An 18,892-nucleotide genomic window follows, 5' to 3' on the forward strand; every position below is an offset into this window, starting at 1 on the left:
CCGGCAGTGGGCCCGTCGGCGGCGCTACTGCACGCCCAGGTCGGCCCGGACGGCCGAGGAGGCCCGGAAGACGGGGAAGGCGTACCCCGCCGCCTCCCCCTCCCGGAACGCGACCTCCAGCTCCATGCCGATCCGCAGATCCGCCTCCGCACAGTCGACGACCTCGGTCATCATCCGCGGCCCCTCCGCGAGATCGACCACCGCGGCGACGTACGGGACGCGCTCACCGAAGGGCGGCAGGTCGTTGCGGTGCACGACGGACCAGGTGTAGAGCGTGGCGCGACCGCTCGCCCGCTCCCAGCCGACATCCTCGCTCCAGCAGTACGGGCAGAACTCGCGCGGGTAGTGATGCGCCTTCGCGCACGCCAGGCAGCGGCGCAGCAGCAGGTCTCCCTGCGCCGCCGCCTCCCAGTAGGGGCGGGTGAAGGCGTCGATGTCGGGGGCCGCCGCGGTCGCGGCTGCGACTGCCTCGGCCATCAGAAAAGTCCGATCGCGCTGTCGAGGGACCAGCTCTGCCAGGACATGGCGAAGAGGGCGACGAGGGTGGCCAGCGCCATCATGGCGTTCTGCCCCTGCTCGGCCCAGTCGTGGATCATGAGGATGAGGTAGAGCAGATTGAGGAGCAGGGCGCCGACGAGAGCGATCGGGGTCAGGAAGCCGACGACCAGGCCAAGGCCGATGGCGAGTTCGGCGTAGACGACGACGTACGCCATGGTCTTGGGGCGCGGCGCGACCACCGTCCGGAAGCCGGTGTTCACCGCGGGCCATTTGTGCTTGCCTGCGACATCCGCCGCCCAGGCGATGCCCGTGCCGCGCTCGAACCAGCCCTTCTTGTCCTTGTGGCGCCAGCTCTCCAGCCACCACAGGCCCAGGCCTATGCGCAGCACCGCGAGCCACTCGGCGCCGCCGAGCCAGATGGTCTGCATTCCGGTCCACCCCTCTGCCCTGCTCTGCCCTGCACGAATCTGACGGTACGTCAGTTCAACTGATCGGGCCGCTGTGCGCAAGAGGCAGGACGGTCGGGGGTAGTTGGGGGTGATTTGCGGCGGTCGGAGGTCAGTCGGAGGGCGGCCGGTCGGGACAGTGGGGTGTGGCTTCGCGACGGACCGTGATCGATTCGCAACCGATTTCGGTCTTGAGCGAGACCTATCAAGACATGCCGCCATTACGCTCACAACTCATGGCCGACACCACGAACGACCGACCCGTTTACGTCATCGGCGGCGGGCCGGGCGGACTTGCCGCCGCTGCGGCTCTGCGTCAGCAGGGCGTACGAGCCGTCGTACTGGAAAAGTCCGACACCGTGGGCGCCTCCTGGCGCGGCCACTACGACCAGCTGCGCCTGCACACCACGCGACGGCTGTCCGCCCTGCCGGGGCTGCCGATACCGCGCCCCTTCGGGCGCTGGGTCTCCCGCGACAACGTCGTCCGCTATCTGGACAAGTACGTCGAATTCCACCAGTTGGAGATCGTCACGGGCGTCGAGGTCTCGCGCGTCACCGCCGCGCCCGACGGCGCCGGCTGGGTGCTGCACGCCACCGGCGGCCGGGAGCTGACCGGCTCGGCCGTGGTGGTCGCCACCGGCTACAACCACACCCCGCACGTCCCCGACTGGCCCGGCCGGGGCACCTACGGCGGCGAACTGCTGCACGCCGGCGGCTACCGCAACGCCGCGCCCTACGCGGGCCAGGACGTCCTGGTCGTCGGAGCCGGCAACACCGGCGCGGAGATCGCCGTGGACCTGGTCGAGGGCGGGGCCTCGCGGGTGCGGCTCGCGGTGCGTACGTCTCCGTACATCCTGCGCCGCTCGACCGCGGGCTGGCCCGCCCAGCGCACCGGCATCCTGGTCCGGCGGCTGCCGGTGGGCCTGGTGGACCGGGCGGGCGACGTACTGGGCCGCGTCTCCGTCCCCGACCTGTCCTCGCACGGCCTGCCGCGCCCGACAGGCGGCCTGTACTCCCGGGTCCGCGAGGGGGCGATCCCGGTCCAGGACGTGGGCCTGATCAACGCCGTACGACGCGGGAAGGTCGAACCGGTCGCCGCCGTCGAGTCCTTCGACGACGGCAAGGTGGTCCTGGCGGACGGCTCCCGAATCAGCCCGGACACGGTGATCGCGGCGACGGGCTACCGCCGCGCCCTGGAGGACCTGGTCGGCCATCTGGACGTCCTCGACGACCGCGGGCGCCCGGTCACCCACGGCGCCCGCACGCCCGCGAAGGCGCCGGGGCTCTACTTCGTCGGGTATACGAACCCGATCAGCGGGATGCTCCGCGAGATGGCGCTGGACGCACGGAAGATCGCCCGAGCGGTGGCGGCGGCAACGAAGCACCGCTGACCCGCCGCAGAGCCTCCGTCGAGCCTCCGCCGAGAACGAAGCCCCGGCGGCCGGTGGCCGGATGCCGTCGGGCCCTCTGGTCCGGCGGCCGGGCGCGTGAGAGCGTGCGGGACCGGAGCGCGCCAGGACGCGGATGCGCCGCGTGCGGCCGCCTCCTACGACCCATGGGACCACCGCACTCCGGCGCGGACAGCGAATGCCCGCAGGGCCTCCCAGGGGCCCTTCCCGGGAACTGCTGGCAGCTCTCCCGTCAGGCTTTGCCTGCCCAACTATTCCTGACGAGCCGTCAGTTCAGTAACCTGACTATGCGTCAGTTCTGTTGGCCGACGAGCAGGAGCGGGCTGAAACCATGCTTGGATCTACCCACGGCACCCTCACCACAGATCTCCGCGCCCGCGTTGTGGCCTGCGGAGAGCAGCCCCGACCCGATGCCGTCCACGGCAGCACCTCCGCAGGAACCGGTGCTGCGGCGGGCGACCTGGATGTCAGCGGCCGTCCGCTGCACGCCCCCGTCCCCGACCTCGACCGCTTCTTCCGGCCCGAATCGGTGACCGTCATCGGCGCGTCCGACACCGAAGGCAGGCCCAACACCGGCATCACCCGGCAGCTCATCGCCTGGGCCGAGCGGGTCGGCGCCCGGCTGTATCCGGTCCACCCCACCCGTACGTCCGTGTTCGGGCTGCGCTGCCTCCCTTCCGTCGGGGACCTGCCCGAACAAGTCGATCTGGCCGTACTCCTCGTCGGTGACCCCCTCCCGGTCATCGAGGAACTGGCCGAGGCCAAGGTCAAGTTCGCGGTGGCCTTCGCGTCCGGCTTCGCGGAGGCCGGCGAGGAGGGCGCCGCCGCACAGGCGCGGCTGACGGCCGCGGTGGAACGGTCCGGGCTGCGACTGCTCGGGCCCAACACCAACCTCAACGCCTTCGAGGCGTTCCGCGAGGACCTCGACGGGCCCGCCATCGCCCTTATCACCCAGTCCGGCCATCAGGGCCGCCCCGTCTACGCCCTCCAGGAGCTGGGCATCCGGCTCTCCCACTGGGCGCCGACCGGCAACGAGGCCGACCTGGAAACCGCCGACTTCATCTCGTACTTCGCCCAGCAGCCCGAGGTCGGGGCCATCGCCTGCTACGTCGAGGGCCTGAAGGACGGCCGCTCCTTCCTGCTCGCCGCCGACCGGGCCGCGCGGGCGGGTGTGCCGATCGTCGCGGTCAAGGTGGGCCGCACGGAGACGGGCGCCCGGATGGCCGCCTCGCACACCGGCAAGCTGACCGGCGCGGACCAGGTCGTGGACGCGGCGATGCGGCAGTTCGGGGTGATCCGGGTGGACGGGCTCGACGAACTCCAGGACACCGCGGCCCTATTGGCACGCGCCAGGAAGCCGGTGGCCGACGGGGTCGTCGTCTATTCGATCTCGGGCGGCACGGGCGCGCACTTCTCGGACCTGGCCACGGCGGCGGGACTGCCCCTGCCGGAGCTCTCGGCCGCCAAACAGGCCGAGCTGCACACGTGGATACCCGACTATCTCAGCGTCGCCAACCCCATCGACAACGGCGGCCACCCGGTCGGCGACTGGCGCGGGCCGAAGATCATCGAGGCGATCCTGGCGGACCCGGCGGTGGGCGTGCTGATCTGCCCGATCACCGGGCCGTTCCCACCGATGAGCGACAAGCTGGCGCAGGATCTGGTGGACGCGGCGGAGGCCACGGACAAACTGGTGTGCGTCGTCTGGGGCTCCCCCGTCGGCACCGAGGACGCCTACCGCACGACACTCCTCGGCTCCTCCCGGGTCGCCACCTTCCGCACCTTCGGCAACTGCATCACAGCCGTACGCGCCTACCTCGGGCATCACCGCTTCACCGCCGCCTACCGCTCCCCGTTCGACGAGGCACCGCGCACCCACTCGCCTTCCTTCCGCAAGGCGCAGGCCTTGATGCGGCCGGGCCGGCAGCTGAGCGAGCACGCGGCGAAGCAGCTGCTGCGGGCGTACGGAATCCGCGTACCGCGCGAGCAATTGGTGACCAGCGCGGCGGCGGCCGTGCGGGCTGCGGGGCTCGTCGGCTACCCGGTCGTCATGAAGGCGTCCGGGCCCCAGCTCGCCCACAAGACCGAACTGGGCCTGGTGAAGGTCGCGCTGACCTCCGCCAGCCAGATCCGCGACGCTTATCGCGAGCTGACGGACATCGCCCGGTACGAGGGGGTCGAGCTGGACGGCGTACTGGTCTGCCAGATGATCGAGCGCGGCGTCGAAATGGTCGTCGGCGTGACCCAGGACGCGCTGTTCGGCCCGACGGTGACCGTGGGGCTCGGCGGTGTCCTGGTCGAGGTCCTCGGCGACGCGAGTGTGCGAGTGCCGCCGTTCGGCGAGGACCAGGCGCGGGCCATGCTCGGCGAACTGCGCGGCCACGCGCTCCTCGACGGCATCAGGGGCGCGCCCCCGGCGGATGTGGACGCGCTGGTCGAGGTCGTGCTGCGGGTCCAGCGGATGGCGCTGGAGCTGGGCGACGACCTGTCCGAGCTCGACATCAACCCGCTGATGGTGCTGCCGCGGGGGCAGGGGGCGGTGGCGTTGGACGCGCTGGCGGTGTGCCGGTGAGGTGACGGCGGTCGTCGGTTTGGTGCGGGTGCCGGGGCGGGTGCGGAGGTGGGTGCCGGGGCGGGTGCGGAGGTGGGTGCGGTGCGGGTTGCCTGCGGCGCTGTCCCCTACCCGCCCCTTCCCGAAACCGGGGGCAAGCCCCCGGGCCCCCTTTGTCCTCAAACGCCGGACGGGCTGGATGTGCCGGAAGCAGTCGATGAGCCGCAACCACCGGACGCCCTGGAAGCATCGGACACGCTGAAATTTTCTGAACAGGAGCATGATCATGACCGACTCCCCCCGTGAAGTCGTCGAAGAAGCAGAAGAATCACCTGACTCATTGGTACTGCACGCCACTGACAACGGCGTCTCATGGATCACCCTCAACCGGCCCGAAGCCATGAACGCCGTCACCTGGGACCAGCGCGAGCGCGTCATCTCGCTGCTCGCCGACGCCTCCGCCGACCCCGCCGTCCGCGCCGTCGTCATCACCGCCACCGGCAAGGGATTCTGCGCCGGGGCGGACCTGCGGGGCGGGTCCTCCGGGTCCTCCAGGTCCGCCGAGCGCGTCGCCGGGGATGTCGCCCGTACGATCCGGCTCGGCGCGCAGCGGCTCATCGGCGCCGTCCTGGACTGCGAGAAACCGGTGATCGCCGCCGTCAACGGCACCGCCGCCGGGCTCGGCGCGCATCTCGCGCTCGCCTGTGATCTTGTACTTGCCGCCGAATCGGCCAAGTTCATCGAAGTCTTCGTACGCCGTGGACTCGTCCCCGACGGCGGCGGGGCGTACCTCCTCCCCCGGCTGGTCGGCCCGCAGCGCGCGAAGGAGCTGATGCTCTTCGGCGACTCGCTCCCGGCCCCGGAGGCGCACCGGATGGGGCTGGTCAACCGGGTCGTCCCCGCCGAGGAGCTCGCGGCCACGGCCCGCGCCTGGGCCGAGCGGCTCGCCAGTGGCCCCACCCGGGCCCTGGCTCTCACCAAGCAACTGGTCAACGCCTCCCTCGACTCCGACCGCGCCGGCGCCTTCGCCGCCGAGGCCGCCGCGCAGGAGATCAATATGACGACGGCGGACGCGAACGAGGGTGTGGCGAGCTTCGTCGAGCGGCGCACGCCCAAATACCGGGGGCTCTGAACACCTCGCCACCCCTTCACTTCTGACGGACCGTCAGCTTCAATGGCTGATGTGATGGGACACGCAGGGATGGCGGCCACCGCCGTCCGATACCTCAGGTCCGTCGGGGCAGCCACCGCCACCGAGCCCTTCCACGCGCTGCCGCGCCCCGATCTGCGGGCCGTCGGCGAGGACGAGCGACTGCCGGTCGATCCGGCCCAATTCCGGCGCGTGCTCGCCAACTTCGCGAGTGGCGTCACCGTGGTCACCGCGCCCGCCATGGACGATGAGGCCGGCCCGGCTGGTTTCGCCTGCCAGTCCTTCGCCTCGCTCTCGCTCGACCCGCCCCTGGTGGCCTTCATGGTCGCCCGTACGTCCACGACTTGGCCGCGCATCGCCCGCGCCGGGGTCTTCTGCGTCAACATCCTGGGCGCCGACCAGGGCCCGCTGTGCCTCGGTTTCGCGAAGAGCGGGGCGGACAAGTTCGCCGGTGTAGCGTACGACGAGGCTCCCGCGACCGGGTCGCCGCTCCTCGACGGCGTACCGGCCTGGATCGACTGCACGATCCAGACCGTGCACACCGGCGGTGATCATCTGATCGTGGTCGGCCGTGTCAACGCGCTGGGCGACGCGACCGACGGCAACGGCAACAGCGACGGCAATAGCCACGGCATCAACAGCGAGCCACTCCTCTTCCATCGAGGGAAGTTCGGGCGCTTCGACGCCTGAGTGGCTGGACCGTCAGCACCGTCTATGCCGGGACCGCGGCCCGCGTCGCCGGCTTGCGCCGGATCACCAGCGCCATCAGCGCCGCCACCGCGCACAGCGCGCCCGAGGCGTACCAGACCATGTCGTACTCGCCGAAGACGTCCCGCGCCACACCGCCCGCGAAGGCGACGATCGCCGCCCCCACCTGGTGCGACGCGAGGACCCAGCCGAAGACGATCGCGCTGTCCTCGCCGAACTGCTCGCGGCACAGGGCGATGGTCGGCGGGACCGTGGCGACCCAGTCCAAGCCGTAGAAGACTATGAAGAAGATCATCGGCGGTTGCACGGACGGGCCAAGCAGCATCGGCAGGAAGAGCAACGAGATGCCACGCAGGGCGTAGTAGACCGCGAGCAGGCGGCGCGAATCGAAGCGGTCCGTGAACCAGCCGGACGCGATCGTGCCGATGATGTCGAAGACACCGATCATCGCGAGCAGTCCCGCCGCCGCCGTGATCTGCATGCCGTGATCGTGGGCGGCGGGCACGAAGTGGGTGCGGATCAGACCGTTCGTCGAGGCGCCGCAGATGGCGAAGGTGCCGGCCAGCAGCCAGAACGGGCCCGTCTTTGCGGCCTTGAAGAGCACCTTCACCGCGCGCCGCGCCGCACCGCGCTGCGGCGCGGGCTTGGGGACGAACTCCCCGCCGTAGGGCGCGAGTCCGACGTCCGCAGGGTGGTCGCGCATCAGCAGCCAGACGAACGGTACAACGGCCAGTGCGGCGAGGGCGACGGTGATGGAGGCGGGGCGCCAGCCGTGGTTCTCCACGATCCAGGCGCAGAGCGGGAGGAACACCAGCTGGCCGGAGGCGCCGGCCGCGGTGAGGACGCCGGTGACCAGGCCGCGGTGCGCCACGAACCAACGGTTGGTGACCGTCGCCGAGAAGGCCATCGCCATCGATCCTGTGCCGAGGCCGACGAGCAGGCCCCAGTAGAGCATCAGCTGCCAGCTGGCCGTCATCCAGACGCTGAGCAGTGCGCCCGCGGCGACCATGCTCAGCGCCACGACCACGACCCGGCGGATACCGAAGCGGTCCATGAGGGCCGCGGCGAACGGGGCGGTGAGGCCGTACAGCGCCATGTCGATGGAAACGGCGACGCCGATCTCGCCGCGTGACCAGCCGAACTCCTGGTGGAGCGGGTTGATCAGCAGACCGGGCAGGGAATTGAAGGCGGCCCCGCCGATGATCGTCACAAAGGTGACCGCGGCGACGAGCCAGGCGCGGTGGATCTTGCGCGGTCGGAGTCGGAGTCGGAGTCGCGGGCGCGGGCGAACGCTCGGACCGAGCGGACCGGTCGGGCCAGGTCCGGTCCGACCCGTCTCGCCCGTCACGCCCGTCCGGTCGGCCCCGTCACTCGGCCCATTCCCACTCGAAGCCGCAGGCGCAGGAACACTGTCCGGCGTCGTACTGGCTGCTGAATCGTCGGTTGTCTGCGTCACGTGGCCAAGCATCCGACCTGCGATCACGCCGAACGAGTGGCCCGAAGGTCAGCATTCGATACGATCGGGCCATGGGACGCAGGCCCGACACTGATCCCGGCACCCAGCCCGCCCCTCACCCGATCCGCCTCAGCCCCCGTATCGCCCGCACCGAGAGCAGCGCCCCGCACACCAGCACATTCATCACGACCCCCGCGAACACGACCTCGCGCACCCCCACCCGTTCGGCGACCGGCCCCGCCAGAACCGATGACTGAACCGATGACTGAACCGATGGTTGAGGAGCAGACCGTGACCAAGGGGAACGATGAGTACACCGCGCCGCACCGCATCGTCGTGCTCGCCCTCGCCGGGATCCTCCCCTTCGAGCTGGGCATCCCCCACCGGATCTTCGGCCGCGCCAAGGACAGCGCGGGACGGCCGCTGTACGAGGTCGTGACCTGCGGCATCGAAGCGGGTCCCGTCCGCACCGACGCGGACTTCGCCATCCAGGTGGAACACGGCGCCGAACTGCTGGCCACCGCCGACACGATCATCATCCCCGCCTCGTACGAATTGGGCAGCATCTACACCGAGGGCCGGCTCACCGACGAACTCGCCGCCGCCTTCATGCACATCAGGCCGGGCACCCGCCTGGTGGCCATCTGCACCGGCGGATACGTCCTGGCCGCCGCCGGATACCTCGACGGCCGCCCCGCCACCACGCACTGGTCGTCCGCCGAGCACTTCCAGGGCCTCTTCCCGCTGATCAAGGTCGACGCCGAGGTCCTCTTCATCGACGACGGCGACGTACTGACGTCGGCGGGGGTCGCCGCCGGGCTCGACCTGTGCCTGCACATCGTGCGGCGCGACCACGGCGCGGCCGTCGCCAATGACGTGGCGCGCCGTACGGTCGTACCACCGCACCGGGACGGCGGACAGGCCCAGTACATCCAACGCCCCGTGCCAGAGCCCCAGTTGGCGACCACGACCGCTGCTCGCGCCTGGGCCATCGGCCGTCTGCACAACCCGATCCAGCTGCGGGACATGGCCGAGCAGGAGTCCATGTCCGTACGGACCTTCACGCGCCGCTTCCGCGAGGAGGTCGGCATCAGTCCGGGCCAGTGGCTGACGCAGCAGCGCGTGGAGCGGGCCCGGTATCTGCTGGAGTCCTCGGACCTGTCCGTCGACCAGGTGGCGCGCCAGGCGGGCTTCGGCACGGCCCAGTCGATGCGCCAGCACATGCAGTCGGCACTGGGCGTGCCACCGACCGTCTACCGGCGTACGTTCCGGACGGGCGCGGGTGCGGGCGCGCCGGCCTGACCCCAAGGCCGACCCCCACGGCTCGCGGCCCGTCGGTCTTCACGTCAGAACGTCAGAACGTCAGCACCCCCCGCGCCACCCGCCCGTGCAGCGCATCGTCCGCGGCCTTGGCGAAGTCCTCGAGCGGATAGGTCTCCGTCACCAACTCGTCTAGCAGCAGCCGACCTTGGCGGTACAGCTCGGCGTACAGCACGATGTCGCGCTGCGGCCGTGACGACCCGTACCTGCAGCCCAGGATCGACTTGTCCAGATACATCGACGAGACCAGGAACGACGCCTCGGCACTCGCGGCGGGCACGCCGAGGAGGATCGCCTGGCCGCGCCGGTCGAGGAGGTCGACGGCCTGCCGGATGAGGCTCGTATTCCCCACGCACTCGAAGGCGTGGTCGGCGCCGGTGGGCAGGATCCCGCGCACCGCCGCCGTGGACTCGACGAAGTGCGTCGCACCGAACTGCCGGGCCAAATCCTCCTTGGCCGGGTTCGCGTCGACGGCGATGATCGTGAGCGCGCCCGCGATCCGCGCGCCCTGGACGACATTGAGCCCGATGCCGCCCGTGCCGATGACGACGACGCTCTCGCCGCGGTCAACCTTGGCGCGGTTGAGCACCGCCCCGATGCCCGTCAGTACGCCGCAGCCGATCAGGGCGGCCGAGGTCAGCGGGATGTCGGACGGGATCTTCACGGCCTGCACGGCCTTAACGACCGTCCGTTCCGCGAAGGAGGAGTTGGAGGCGAACTGGTAGAGCGGTTCACCGGCGCGTGAGAAGGGCTGTCCCGGCATGCCGATCGCCTTGCGGCACATGGTCGGCCGCCCCCGGTCGCACTGGTCGCACGTACCGCAGTTGGCGAGGGTGGACAGCGCCACATGGTCGCCGGGCACCACATGGGTGACGCCGGGGCCGACGGCCGCGACGACGCCCGCGCCCTCGTGCCCCAGGACCGCGGGCAGCGGAAACGGAATGGTCCCGTCGATGACCGACAGATCACTGTGGCAGAGTCCGGCCGCGGCCACGTCCACCAGGACCTCGCCCGGTCCGGGGTCCCGGATCTCCAGGTCGTCGACCACCCGGGCCTGCTTGCCGTCGAAAATGACACCTCTCACAGCGACTCACTCCTTCGGGTCTTTCGGGTCTTTCGGGTCTTTCGGGAGACCGAGCACACGCTCGGCGATGATGTTGCGCTGGATTTCGTCCGAGCCGCCGTAGATGGTGTCGGCGCGGCTGAAGAAAAACAGCCGCTGCAGGGAGTCGAGTTCGTACGGTCGCTCCTCGTCCCAGGGCTTCGGCCCGATAGCGGCGGACGCGCCCCGCACCTGCATCGCCAGCTCGCCGAGCCGCTGGTGCCAGCCGCCCCACAGCAGCTTGGCGACGCTGGGAGCGCCGGGGTCGTCGGTACGGCCCAGGGTCCGCAGAGCGTTCCACCGCATGGTGCGCAGCTCGGCCCACTGCCGTACGAGGCGGTCGCGCAGGACAGGCTCCCCGAGGGCGCCCGCGTTCCGGGCCACCGAGATGACTCTCCCCAACTCCTCCTCAAAACCAATTTGTTGGACCAGGGTCGACACTCCGCGCTCCAGAGCGAGCAGCCCCATGGCGACTCGCCATCCGTTGCCCTCGCCCCCGACGACATGCTCGGCCGCGGCCTCGGCCCCGTCGAAGAAGACCTCGTTGAACTCGCTCGTCCCCGACAACTGCTGAATGGGCCGTACGTCGATACGCCCCGGCTGGTCCATCGGCACCAGCAGGAACGACAGCCCGCGGTGCCGCGCCGACCCCGCTTCGGTGCGCGCCAGCACGAAGCACCAATCGGCCTCCTGGGCAAGGGAGGTCCACACCTTCTGCCCACTGACGCGGTACGGCCCCACGCCCCCTTCCCGCACGGCGACGGTACGCACCGCGGCCAGATCGGACCCGGCGCCGGGCTCGCTGTACCCCTGACACCAGAGCTCGTCGCCACGGGCGACGGGGGGCAGGAAACGGGCCCGTTGGGCGTCGGTGCCGTAGGCGATGAGGGTCGGGGCGAGGAGGTTCTCACCGATGTGGCCGACGCGGGCGGGGGCCTGGACGCGGGCGTACTCCTCGGCCCAGACGACCTGTTGGGTGAGGGTGGCATGCCGATTCCCGTACGCGGCGCGGGGGCTGCCGCCTGCAACCGGGGGGAGGCGGCCGTCGGGCTTCGGCCCCGCGTCGCCGGACGCCCTGTCGTCGGATACGGGCTCGGCGTCGCCGGACGCCCCGTCCCAGCCGAGTCCGATCCAGCCGCCGCTGCCGAGTTCGCGCTCCCACCGGCGTCGCACCGCGCCGCCTTCGTGCTCGCTGCCGGGGCCGCCCTGGCCGGTGGCGGCGGCGAAGTCCCCGACGAGGTGCGAATGGAGCCAGGCGCGGGCCTCCGCGCGGAATGCCTCGTCCTGAGCGCCGAACTCGAAGTCCACGATGCACCTCCTGGGTCGCTGCGATTGGGGGAGAGCGGGGGTGCGGGTGCGGTGCGGGTGCGGGTGGGCGCCTGCGGCGGGCTGTTCCCGCCCCTTCCCGAAACCGGGGCAAGCCCCGGACCCCGGGACGCCCTTCGGGCGTGTCCTCAATCGCCGGACGGGCTGAAAGTTTCCCGGATGCTGCGCATCTTCAGCCCGTCCGGCGTTTTAGGACCGGGGGCTGGGGCGGAGCCCCACCACGCGGCGGCAGCCGCACAATGACACAGCGGGAAGGGGCGGGTAGGGGAACAGCGCCGCAGGCAACCCGGACCCCGCACCGCACCCGCACCCACCCGGCCCGCACCCCAAGCCCGCACCCAACCCCCCGCCCCCCCTCACGCATTGGGCCGCCCCTTAGCCGCCGCAGCCACCGCCATCTCCTCCACCCGCGCCAGCATCGGCATCGGGTCCACCCCCACCGTCCCCGGCAGGAAGTCCGCGATCCGCTCCGGCGTCCACGCGCCGCCCTCCGCGTATCCCGCCCGCAGCTCCCTCGGCTGGGCCCAGACCGCGATCTTCGGGCCGGCGATCGTGTAGACCTGCCCGGTGATCCGCTCCTCCCGGGCGCGCTCGCTCAGCAGATAGACGACGAGCGCCGCCACATCCTCGGGCTCGCCGATCTCCTTCAGCTCCATCGGTACGTTCGCCGACATCCGCGTCCGCGCCACCGGCGCCACCGCGTTGGCCGTCACGCCGTACTTGTGGAGGCCGAGCGCGGCGCTCCGCACCAGCGAGATGATTCCGCCCTTGGCCGCGCTGTAGTTGGCCTGCGCCACGCTGCCCTGGTGGTTGCCGCTGGTGAAGCCGATCAGCGTCCCCGTGCCCTGTCGCCGCATGACCGCGGACGCCGCCCGGAAGACGGTGAACGTGCCCTTGAGGTGGGTGGCGATGACCGGGTCCCACTCCTCCTCGGTCATGTTGAACAGCATCCGCTCGCGCAGGATCCCGGCGACGCACACCACCCCGTCCACCCGGCCGAACTGCGCCAGCGCGACATCGACGATCCGCTGCCCGCCCGCCATCGTCGAGATGTCGTCCGCGACCGCGACCGCTTCGCCGCCGGCCGCCACGATCTCCTTCACCACCGCCTCGGCGACCTCGCTGGTCGGCTTCGCACCCTCCATGGACACGCCGTAGTCGTTGACGACCACCCGCGCGCCCTCGGCCGCACAGGCCAGGGCCACCGCCCGTCCGATGCCTCGCCCGGCACCTGTGACGGCAATGACCTTGCCTGCCAAGAAGTTCCCCATGTCCGGCCCCTTCCCGCGGTTTCTGACGGACCGTTAGATTTTATGGGTACGCAGCAGTCCGAACACAAGACCCGAGGGAGCCCCATGTCATTGCCGGCCGAGTTCCACGACATCGCCAAGCGCGTGAACAATTGGGGGCGTTGGGGCACGAACGACGAGATCGGCACCCTCAACCTCATCACCGACGAGGTCGTACGCACCGCCGCGGCCACCGCCGTCCGCACCGGCCGCCGCATCCCCCTCGCGCTCCCGCTCCAGCAGGACGGCGTACAGGCGGGCATGATCCCCGGCCGGGTCAACCCACTCCACTCCATGATCCAGATCAACCAGGAGCTCTTCGGCCCGGGAACGGTCGCCACCAGCGACGACGCCGTGACGATGGGCCTCCAGGCCGCCACCCACTGGGACGCCCTCACCCATGTCTCACACTCGGGAAAGATCTACAACGGCCGCCCTGCCGACACCATCACCGCGCACGGCCGCGCCCAGTTCAGCGGCATAGACAAGGCCCGCCACATCGTCTCGCGCGGGGTGCTGCTCGATGTGGCCCGCGCGAAGGGCGTCGACCGGCTGGCGGGCGACCACGCAGTGACGCCCGAGGACCTCGAAGCCGCGGAGGAACTGGCGGGCACCCGGGTCCGGGGCGGCGACATCGTGCTCGTACGGACCGGGCAGATCCAGACCTACCTCGCGGGCGACAAGCACGGCTACGCGTACCCGTCCCCCGGCCTGTCCCTGCGTACGCCCGAGTGGTTCCACGCCCGGGACGTCGCGGCGGTCGCGAACGACACCCTGACCTTCGAGATCTTCCCGCCGGAGGTCGAGGACCTGTGGCTGCCGGTGCACGCGCTCGACCTGGTCGAGATGGGCATGCTCCAGGGCCAGAACTGGAATCTCGAAGAGTTGTCCACAGCCTGTGCGGAAGAGAAGCGGTACGCCTTCCTGCTCGCCGCAATGCCGGAGCCGTTCGTCGGCGGCACGGGCACCCCCGTCGCCCCGGTGGCGATCTTCTGAAGCGGGGGCACTCCGGGAAGCAGACACACTCCGGGGGCAACATGGAGCAGCGCGAGATTTCTGGGTGGCGGCCGCTCCTGCACGCCCCGAACACGGCACGGCGGCCGCCACCCGGTTCCGGCGCACGGGCCCCGTGCCAGCGCGCCGAACCGCGACCCGCGCTCGCCGAGGTGCCTCAGCCCCTCGGCGTCCCCTCACGACGAATCGCCCCACCCAAGGGTGATCAGGCCACCACGGCCCGTCAACACCAGGACGGCGTTTTGCGTGTCAGACCCGATTAGTGACGGCGCACGACGGCTCGTACACCCCCGCTTCGTACACCCCCACTTCGCGCGCTCCCGCTTCGCACGCCGCCGAAGCGCCCTCGGGCGCCCCCCGGTTGCCCGCGTCCGCCTCCTCGGCGGCAGTCGCCTCGCACCGGTCGACCTCGCACCAGATCCGTTTGCCGGCGCCCTCGGACTGCCAGCCCCAGCGGTCGGCGAGCCCGTCGACGAGCTCAAGACCGCGCCCGTTGCAGTCGTCGCCCTCGGCGTGCCGCTGCTGCGGTGGCCGCGCACTGGAGTCCGCGACCTCGACCCGCACCATGCCGTCCTCAGCAGTGCCGAAGAGCATGCGCAGCACGGCAGGACAGCCCGTGTGCACCACGGCGTTGGTGACGAGTTCCGAGATGAGCAGGATCAGCGTCTCGGCAAGCGGCTCATCGGCCCTTATCCCGGACCCGACAAGCCGCGAGCGCGCCCACCTCCGGGCCCGCCCCACCTCCGCGGGATCGGGCCCAACCTCCAACTGCACCTGAAGCACCTGCACCGCTCACACCATCCGAACCGGCGGACACATCGCCTCGCGTCTCCACAGGGTCACGGTACGTGATTCCCTTATGGGACAGCATGGTTGACGTACAGTCACCGCAACAAGCGCTTCGGGCATATTCCATCGCGAAGGAGTACGCGTGCTGCATACTGTGCGACGCGCGCTGCGGGGAGTCGAACAGGGGCGCACACGGCGCCACCGCACGGCGCGAACGGCGCACACACCGGCATCCGGAGTCGCCGTACTGGCAACACCGGGACAGCTGTGAATCACCACCGCTCGCATCCCACGGAGCGTACCGGAGCGCAGCGCCGACTCCACCCCGTGACGAGTCACGCATAGGACACAACCCGGTATCGACGCTCGGTAATCGCTCAAAGTTCGTTACAGAGCGCCTCTGTACGGAACGTACGGACGAAATCCCGACCCCAAAGCCTGCACGCGCAAACCCACCCGGTCACATCCAGTCACACACAGCCACACAAGGGCACACGCGGACACACACAGCCACACCTGGTCACAACGCGGCGGCCAGCACCTCCGCCGCCTCCCCGGCCGTCGGCCCCCGTTGGGCCCGCACCCAGGCCCGCTTGAGGTGGAGATGGACGTCCGCCTCCCAGGTGAAGCCCATTCCGCCGTGCACCTGAAGGCAGTCCCGGGCGTTACGGACCGCCGCCTCGTCGGCCAGCAGCTTGGCGCCGGCGATCTCCACCGGGTCACCCGTCACAGCTGCCGCGTATACGGCGATACGGCACACCTCCGCTCGTACCAGCATCTGCGCGCACAGATGCTTGACCGCCTGGAAAGCGCCGATGGGCTGCCCGAACTGCTCGCGTTCGCGCGCATACGCAACAGCCAGCTCCGTGGTGCGCGAGGCGCTGCCCGCCTGCTCGGCCGCGGTGAGCAACGCCGCCTCCGGCCAGAGGTCCCGCGCGCCGGAGTCCACCGGCACCCGGTGCAGGGGCGTGAGCGGGTCCACCGACCGCACCGGCACGGCCCCCGAGGCGTCGCCAAGCACCTGGTCGGCGGCGGACAGCCACTCCACCAGACCGTGGTCGACCCGGGTCACCACCGTCTCGCCGGTGGCCGCGCCCGGCACGTCACCGGCGGCCAGGTGGGTCGTGACGAGCGGGCCGGGCAGCAGCGCCCGCCCCGCCTCCTCGAAGAGGAGGACCGCCTCAGGCAGCCCGAGCCCCACCCCGCCGTCCTTCTCGGGCAGCCGCAGCGCGAAGAACCCGGCGTCGCCCAGCTCGCGCCACAGCGCCCGGTCGACCGAGGGGGAACCACCGTCCGCCGGGGCCTCGCCCGCTTCGTCGACGGCGGCCCGCAGCCGCTCGCGCCCGAAGCGGCCCGCAAGCAGCTCCCGCATCCCCGCCTGCAATGCCCGCTGGTCGTCCGTCGGCCGGAAATCCATCAACGCCCCTTCGGGAGGCCGAGGATGCGCTCGGCGACGATGTTCTGCTGGATCTGGGACGTACCGGCCGCGATCGTGTACGAGAGGGACGAGAGCCGGTCCAGGGTCCAGTCGTGCGACAGGTCGAGGGAGTCGGGCCCCAGCACTTCGGCCGCCGCGTCGTACAGCTCCTGGCGGGCGTGCGAGTAGCGGAGTTTGAAGACCGAGCCGCCGGCGCCGGGGACGCCGCCGGTGCGTTCGGCCTCGGTCACGTTCCACTGGGTGAGCCGCCACAGCGCGGTGAACTCGGCGTTCAGCCGCCCGAGTTCGCGGCGCAGCGCCAGGTCGTCCCAGCGGCCGTTCGCCCTTGCCGCGGCGGCGAGTTCGCCCAAAGTGCGGCGGCAGGCGACGACCTCGCCGACGAAGGCCGTGCCGCGTTCGAAGGACAGCGTGACCATGGTGACGCGCCAGCCGTCGTTCTCCTCGCCGACCCGGTTGCCCACCGGGATCCGTACGTCGTCGAGGAACATCTCGGCGAACTCCGTCGACCCGGCGAGGGTGCGCAGCGGCCGTACGGTGACGCCCGGCGCGTCCATCGGCATGGCGAGCCAGGAGATTCCCCGGTGCTTGGGCGCCTTCGGCTCCGTACGCACCAGGAGCTCGCACCAGTCGGCGACCTCCGCGTGCGAGGTCCAGATCTTGGACCCGTTGACCACATAGTGGTCGCCGTCGCACACCGCGCGGGTCCGCAGCGAGGCCAGGTCGGAGCCCGCGCCCGGCTCGCTGAACCCCTGGCACCACACCTCGTCGCCGCGCAGGATCGGCGGCAGCCAGCGCGCCTGCTGCGCCGCGGTCCCTTCGGCGGCGACGGTGGGGCCCGCGTGCAGCAGCCCCACGAAGTTCGCGCCGACGTAGGGCGCCCCGGCCCGCTCGGTCTCCTCCAGGAAGATCAGATGCTGGGTGGGGGTCGCACCGTGCCCGCCCGCGTCGGCGGGCCAGTGCAGTCCCGCGTACCCGGCGTCGTACAGCCTGCGCTGCCACGCCGTGTCGTACGCGCGTCTGCCCGGCCAGTCCATGGGATCGGGGCGCGGACCGAGCTCGGGCAGGGTCTTGCCCAGCCAGTCCCGCAGCCGGTCCCCGAAGTCCCGCTCCTCCCGGGTGTAGGTGAGATCCATCAGCGACCCGGCTTGTCGAACGTGCCGAACTGCCTGACGTCCAGGTCGAGCATGCGGATCGCGTTGCCGCGCATCAGCTTGTACACGGTCTCGTCGTCGAGGCCCATCATGTGGTCGAGTGCGACCTCCTTGGTGTGCGGGAAGGTCGAGTCGACGTGCGGATAGTCGGTCTCGAAGGTCGCGTTGTCCCGGCCGACGACGTCCAGCGAGGCGACGCCGTGCTTGTCGCGGAAGAAGCAGCAGAACATCTGCCGGTAGTAGTACGTCGACGGGGGCTCGGGAACGATGTCCTTGACCCCGCCCCACGCCCGGTGCTCCTCCCACACGTCGTCGGCGCGCTCCAGGGCGTACGGGATCCAGCCCATCTGGCCCTCGCTGTAGGCGAGTTTGAGGCGGGGGAACTTCACCAGCACACCGCTGAAGAGGAAGTCCATCATCGAGGCCATCGCGTTGTTAAAGCTGAGCGCGGCCTGCACGGCGGGCGGGGCGTCGGGCGAGGCTGCGGGCATCTGCGACGACGAGCCGATGTGCATGTTGACGACGGTGCCGGTCTCCTCGCAGATCGCGAAGAAGGGGTCCCAGTAGCCAGAGTGGATGGACGGCAGGCCGAGGTGGGTGGGGATCTCGCTGAAGGTCACGGCCTTCACACCACGCGCCGCGTTGTGCTTGATCTCCGCGACGGCGAGGTCGATGTCCCACAGCGGAATGATGCACAGCGGGATCAGCCGGCCACCGCTGTCGCCGCACCACTCCTCGACCATCCAGTCGTTGTACGCACGCACACAGGCCAGAGCGACCTCCTTGTCGCGCGCCTCGGCGAAGGTCTGCCCGCAGAAGCGCGGGAAGGTGGGGAAGCAGAGCGAGGCCTCGACATGGTTGATGTCCATGTCCGCGAGCCTGGCCTTGGGGTCCCAGCAGCCGCGCCGCATCTCGGCGCGGGTAATGCCCTCCAGGGTCATGTCGTCGCGGTCGAAGCCGACGGCGGCGATGTTGCGCTTGTACGGGAACTTGAGGTCCTCGTAGATCCACCAGTCGGTCGGCGGCCCGTCCGGGTCCATGGTGATCTGGTACTTGCCCGCGATGTAGGCGAGTTCACCGATTCCCGCGGTCAGCGGCTGGGGCCCGCGGTCGCGGTACTTCGCGGGCAGCCAGCGGTCGAAGAGGTGCGCCGGTTCGATCACATGGTCGTCGACGCTGATGATCCGAGGCAGTTCCATGGGCGTGTCCCCTTCGGCATTTCTGATGACCCGTCAGAAACCAGGC

General features: G+C 70.7%; 17 protein-coding genes. 7 read left to right on the forward strand and 10 right to left on the reverse strand.

Annotation, left to right across the window (positions count from 1 at the left end):
* Positions 1–24: 24 nt before the first annotated feature.
* Both ABCR94_RS00970 and ABCR94_RS00975 read right to left on the reverse strand, forming a co-directional pair.
* Positions 25–477, reverse strand: a complete 453-nt coding sequence (locus tag ABCR94_RS00970) for a Zn-ribbon domain-containing OB-fold protein (protein ID WP_347117026.1) — start codon at positions 475–477, stop codon at positions 25–27.
* Positions 477–926 carry a DoxX family membrane protein gene (locus ABCR94_RS00975; protein ID WP_347117027.1) on the reverse strand — a complete coding sequence of 150 codons (450 nt, stop codon included), beginning with the start codon at positions 924–926 and terminating at the stop codon, positions 477–479. The genes ABCR94_RS00970 and ABCR94_RS00975 overlap by 1 nt, the downstream gene beginning before the upstream one ends.
* A gap of 230 nt (positions 927–1,156) precedes the next feature.
* Here ABCR94_RS00975 and ABCR94_RS00980 point away from each other — a divergent pair, with 230 nt between their 5' ends.
* From ABCR94_RS00980 to ABCR94_RS00995, 4 genes are all read left to right on the forward strand, one after another.
* On the forward strand, positions 1,157–2,335 hold the full coding sequence (locus ABCR94_RS00980) for a flavin-containing monooxygenase (RefSeq protein WP_521976420.1): 1,179 nt from the start codon (positions 1,157–1,159) through the stop codon (positions 2,333–2,335).
* A gap of 349 nt (positions 2,336–2,684) precedes the next feature.
* Positions 2,685–4,925: an acetate--CoA ligase family protein gene (locus tag ABCR94_RS00985; RefSeq protein ID WP_347117029.1), complete on the forward strand. Its 2,241-nt coding sequence runs from the start codon at positions 2,685–2,687 to the stop codon at positions 4,923–4,925.
* Between the two features lie 265 nt (positions 4,926–5,190).
* On the forward strand, positions 5,191–6,036 hold the full coding sequence (locus tag ABCR94_RS00990) for an enoyl-CoA hydratase/isomerase family protein (RefSeq protein WP_347117030.1): 846 nt from the start codon (positions 5,191–5,193) through the stop codon (positions 6,034–6,036).
* Between the two features lie 69 nt (positions 6,037–6,105).
* Positions 6,106–6,744, forward strand: coding sequence for a flavin reductase family protein (locus ABCR94_RS00995; protein ID WP_347118408.1), 639 nt, complete (start codon positions 6,106–6,108; stop codon positions 6,742–6,744).
* A gap of 22 nt (positions 6,745–6,766) precedes the next feature.
* Here ABCR94_RS00995 and ABCR94_RS01000 read toward each other — a convergent pair whose 3' ends face one another.
* Positions 6,767–8,230 (reverse strand): MFS transporter, encoded by a 1,464-nt coding sequence (locus ABCR94_RS01000; RefSeq protein ID WP_521975916.1) that lies wholly within the window; start codon positions 8,228–8,230, stop codon positions 6,767–6,769.
* A gap of 59 nt (positions 8,231–8,289) precedes the next feature.
* Between ABCR94_RS01000 and ABCR94_RS01005 the strand changes: the two genes are divergently transcribed.
* Positions 8,290–8,475 carry a hypothetical protein gene (locus ABCR94_RS01005; protein ID WP_347117031.1) on the forward strand — a complete coding sequence of 62 codons (186 nt, stop codon included), beginning with the start codon at positions 8,290–8,292 and terminating at the stop codon, positions 8,473–8,475.
* Positions 8,476–8,491: 16 nt separating this feature from the next.
* On the forward strand, positions 8,492–9,520 hold the full coding sequence (locus ABCR94_RS01010; RefSeq protein WP_521976422.1) for a GlxA family transcriptional regulator: 1,029 nt from the start codon (positions 8,492–8,494) through the stop codon (positions 9,518–9,520).
* Positions 9,521–9,572: 52 nt separating this feature from the next.
* On the opposite strand, the gene ABCR94_RS01015 is transcribed toward ABCR94_RS01010, so the two are convergent.
* The 3 genes from ABCR94_RS01015 to ABCR94_RS01025 form a co-directional block, all read right to left on the reverse strand.
* Entirely contained in the window at positions 9,573–10,622 is a 1,050-nt protein-coding gene (locus ABCR94_RS01015) for a Zn-dependent alcohol dehydrogenase (protein ID WP_347117033.1), read from the reverse strand.
* Between the two features lie 6 nt (positions 10,623–10,628).
* Positions 10,629–11,948 carry an acyl-CoA dehydrogenase family protein gene (locus ABCR94_RS01020; RefSeq protein ID WP_347117034.1) on the reverse strand — a complete coding sequence of 440 codons (1,320 nt, stop codon included), beginning with the start codon at positions 11,946–11,948 and terminating at the stop codon, positions 10,629–10,631.
* 374 nt (positions 11,949–12,322) lie between these two features.
* Positions 12,323–13,237 (reverse strand): SDR family oxidoreductase, encoded by a 915-nt coding sequence (locus ABCR94_RS01025; RefSeq protein WP_347117035.1) that lies wholly within the window; start codon positions 13,235–13,237, stop codon positions 12,323–12,325.
* An 84-nt stretch (positions 13,238–13,321) separates the two neighbouring features.
* Here ABCR94_RS01025 and ABCR94_RS01030 point away from each other — a divergent pair, with 84 nt between their 5' ends.
* Positions 13,322–14,251: a cyclase family protein gene (locus tag ABCR94_RS01030; RefSeq protein WP_347117036.1), complete on the forward strand. Its 930-nt coding sequence runs from the start codon at positions 13,322–13,324 to the stop codon at positions 14,249–14,251.
* Positions 14,252–14,518: 267 nt separating this feature from the next.
* Here the strand turns inward: ABCR94_RS01030 and ABCR94_RS01035 are convergent, their stop codons facing one another.
* From ABCR94_RS01035 to ABCR94_RS01050, 4 genes are all read right to left on the reverse strand, one after another.
* Positions 14,519–15,058, reverse strand: a complete 540-nt coding sequence (locus tag ABCR94_RS01035) for an ATP-binding protein (RefSeq protein WP_347117037.1) — start codon at positions 15,056–15,058, stop codon at positions 14,519–14,521.
* Between the two features lie 520 nt (positions 15,059–15,578).
* The gene (locus tag ABCR94_RS01040; RefSeq protein WP_347117038.1) at positions 15,579–16,475 is read right to left on the reverse strand and encodes an acyl-CoA dehydrogenase family protein; all 897 of its coding nucleotides are present in this window, start codon (positions 16,473–16,475) and stop codon (positions 15,579–15,581) included.
* Entirely contained in the window at positions 16,475–17,629 is a 1,155-nt protein-coding gene (locus ABCR94_RS01045) for an acyl-CoA dehydrogenase (RefSeq protein ID WP_347117039.1), read from the reverse strand. Before ABCR94_RS01045 ends, ABCR94_RS01040 begins: the two co-directional genes overlap by 1 nt.
* A complete protein-coding gene (locus ABCR94_RS01050; protein WP_347117040.1) occupies positions 17,629–18,846 on the reverse strand; it encodes an amidohydrolase family protein in 1,218 nt (405 codons plus the stop codon). Before ABCR94_RS01050 ends, ABCR94_RS01045 begins: the two co-directional genes overlap by 1 nt.
* Positions 18,847–18,892 lie beyond the last annotated feature (46 nt).

Origin of the sequence: Streptomyces changchenzhani, from assembly GCF_039766235.1 — a bacterium.
GTDB lineage: Bacteria > Actinomycetota > Actinomycetes > Streptomycetales > Streptomycetaceae > Streptomyces.

Coding starts and splice junctions, on each gene's coding strand:
- ABCR94_RS00970 (WP_347117026.1), bottom strand. CDS start 477: ATGGCCGAGGCAGTCGCAGCCGCGACCGCGGCGGCCCCCGACATCGAC.
- ABCR94_RS00975 (WP_347117027.1), bottom strand. CDS start 926: ATGCAGACCATCTGGCTCGGCGGCGCCGAGTGGCTCGCGGTGCTGCGC.
- ABCR94_RS00980 (WP_521976420.1), top strand. CDS start 1,157: ATGCCGCCATTACGCTCACAACTCATGGCCGACACCACGAACGACCGA.
- ABCR94_RS00985 (WP_347117029.1), top strand. CDS start 2,685: ATGCTTGGATCTACCCACGGCACCCTCACCACAGATCTCCGCGCCCGC.
- ABCR94_RS00990 (WP_347117030.1), top strand. CDS start 5,191: ATGACCGACTCCCCCCGTGAAGTCGTCGAAGAAGCAGAAGAATCACCT.
- ABCR94_RS00995 (WP_347118408.1), top strand. CDS start 6,106: ATGGCGGCCACCGCCGTCCGATACCTCAGGTCCGTCGGGGCAGCCACC.
- ABCR94_RS01000 (WP_521975916.1), bottom strand. CDS start 8,230: ATGCTTGGCCACGTGACGCAGACAACCGACGATTCAGCAGCCAGTACG.
- ABCR94_RS01005 (WP_347117031.1), top strand. CDS start 8,290: ATGGGACGCAGGCCCGACACTGATCCCGGCACCCAGCCCGCCCCTCAC.
- ABCR94_RS01010 (WP_521976422.1), top strand. CDS start 8,492: ATGGTTGAGGAGCAGACCGTGACCAAGGGGAACGATGAGTACACCGCG.
- ABCR94_RS01025 (WP_347117035.1), bottom strand. CDS start 13,237: ATGGGGAACTTCTTGGCAGGCAAGGTCATTGCCGTCACAGGTGCCGGG.
- ABCR94_RS01030 (WP_347117036.1), top strand. CDS start 13,322: ATGTCATTGCCGGCCGAGTTCCACGACATCGCCAAGCGCGTGAACAAT.
- ABCR94_RS01040 (WP_347117038.1), bottom strand. CDS start 16,475: ATGGATTTCCGGCCGACGGACGACCAGCGGGCATTGCAGGCGGGGATG.
- ABCR94_RS01045 (WP_347117039.1), bottom strand. CDS start 17,629: ATGGATCTCACCTACACCCGGGAGGAGCGGGACTTCGGGGACCGGCTG.
- ABCR94_RS01050 (WP_347117040.1), bottom strand. CDS start 18,846: ATGGAACTGCCTCGGATCATCAGCGTCGACGACCATGTGATCGAACCG.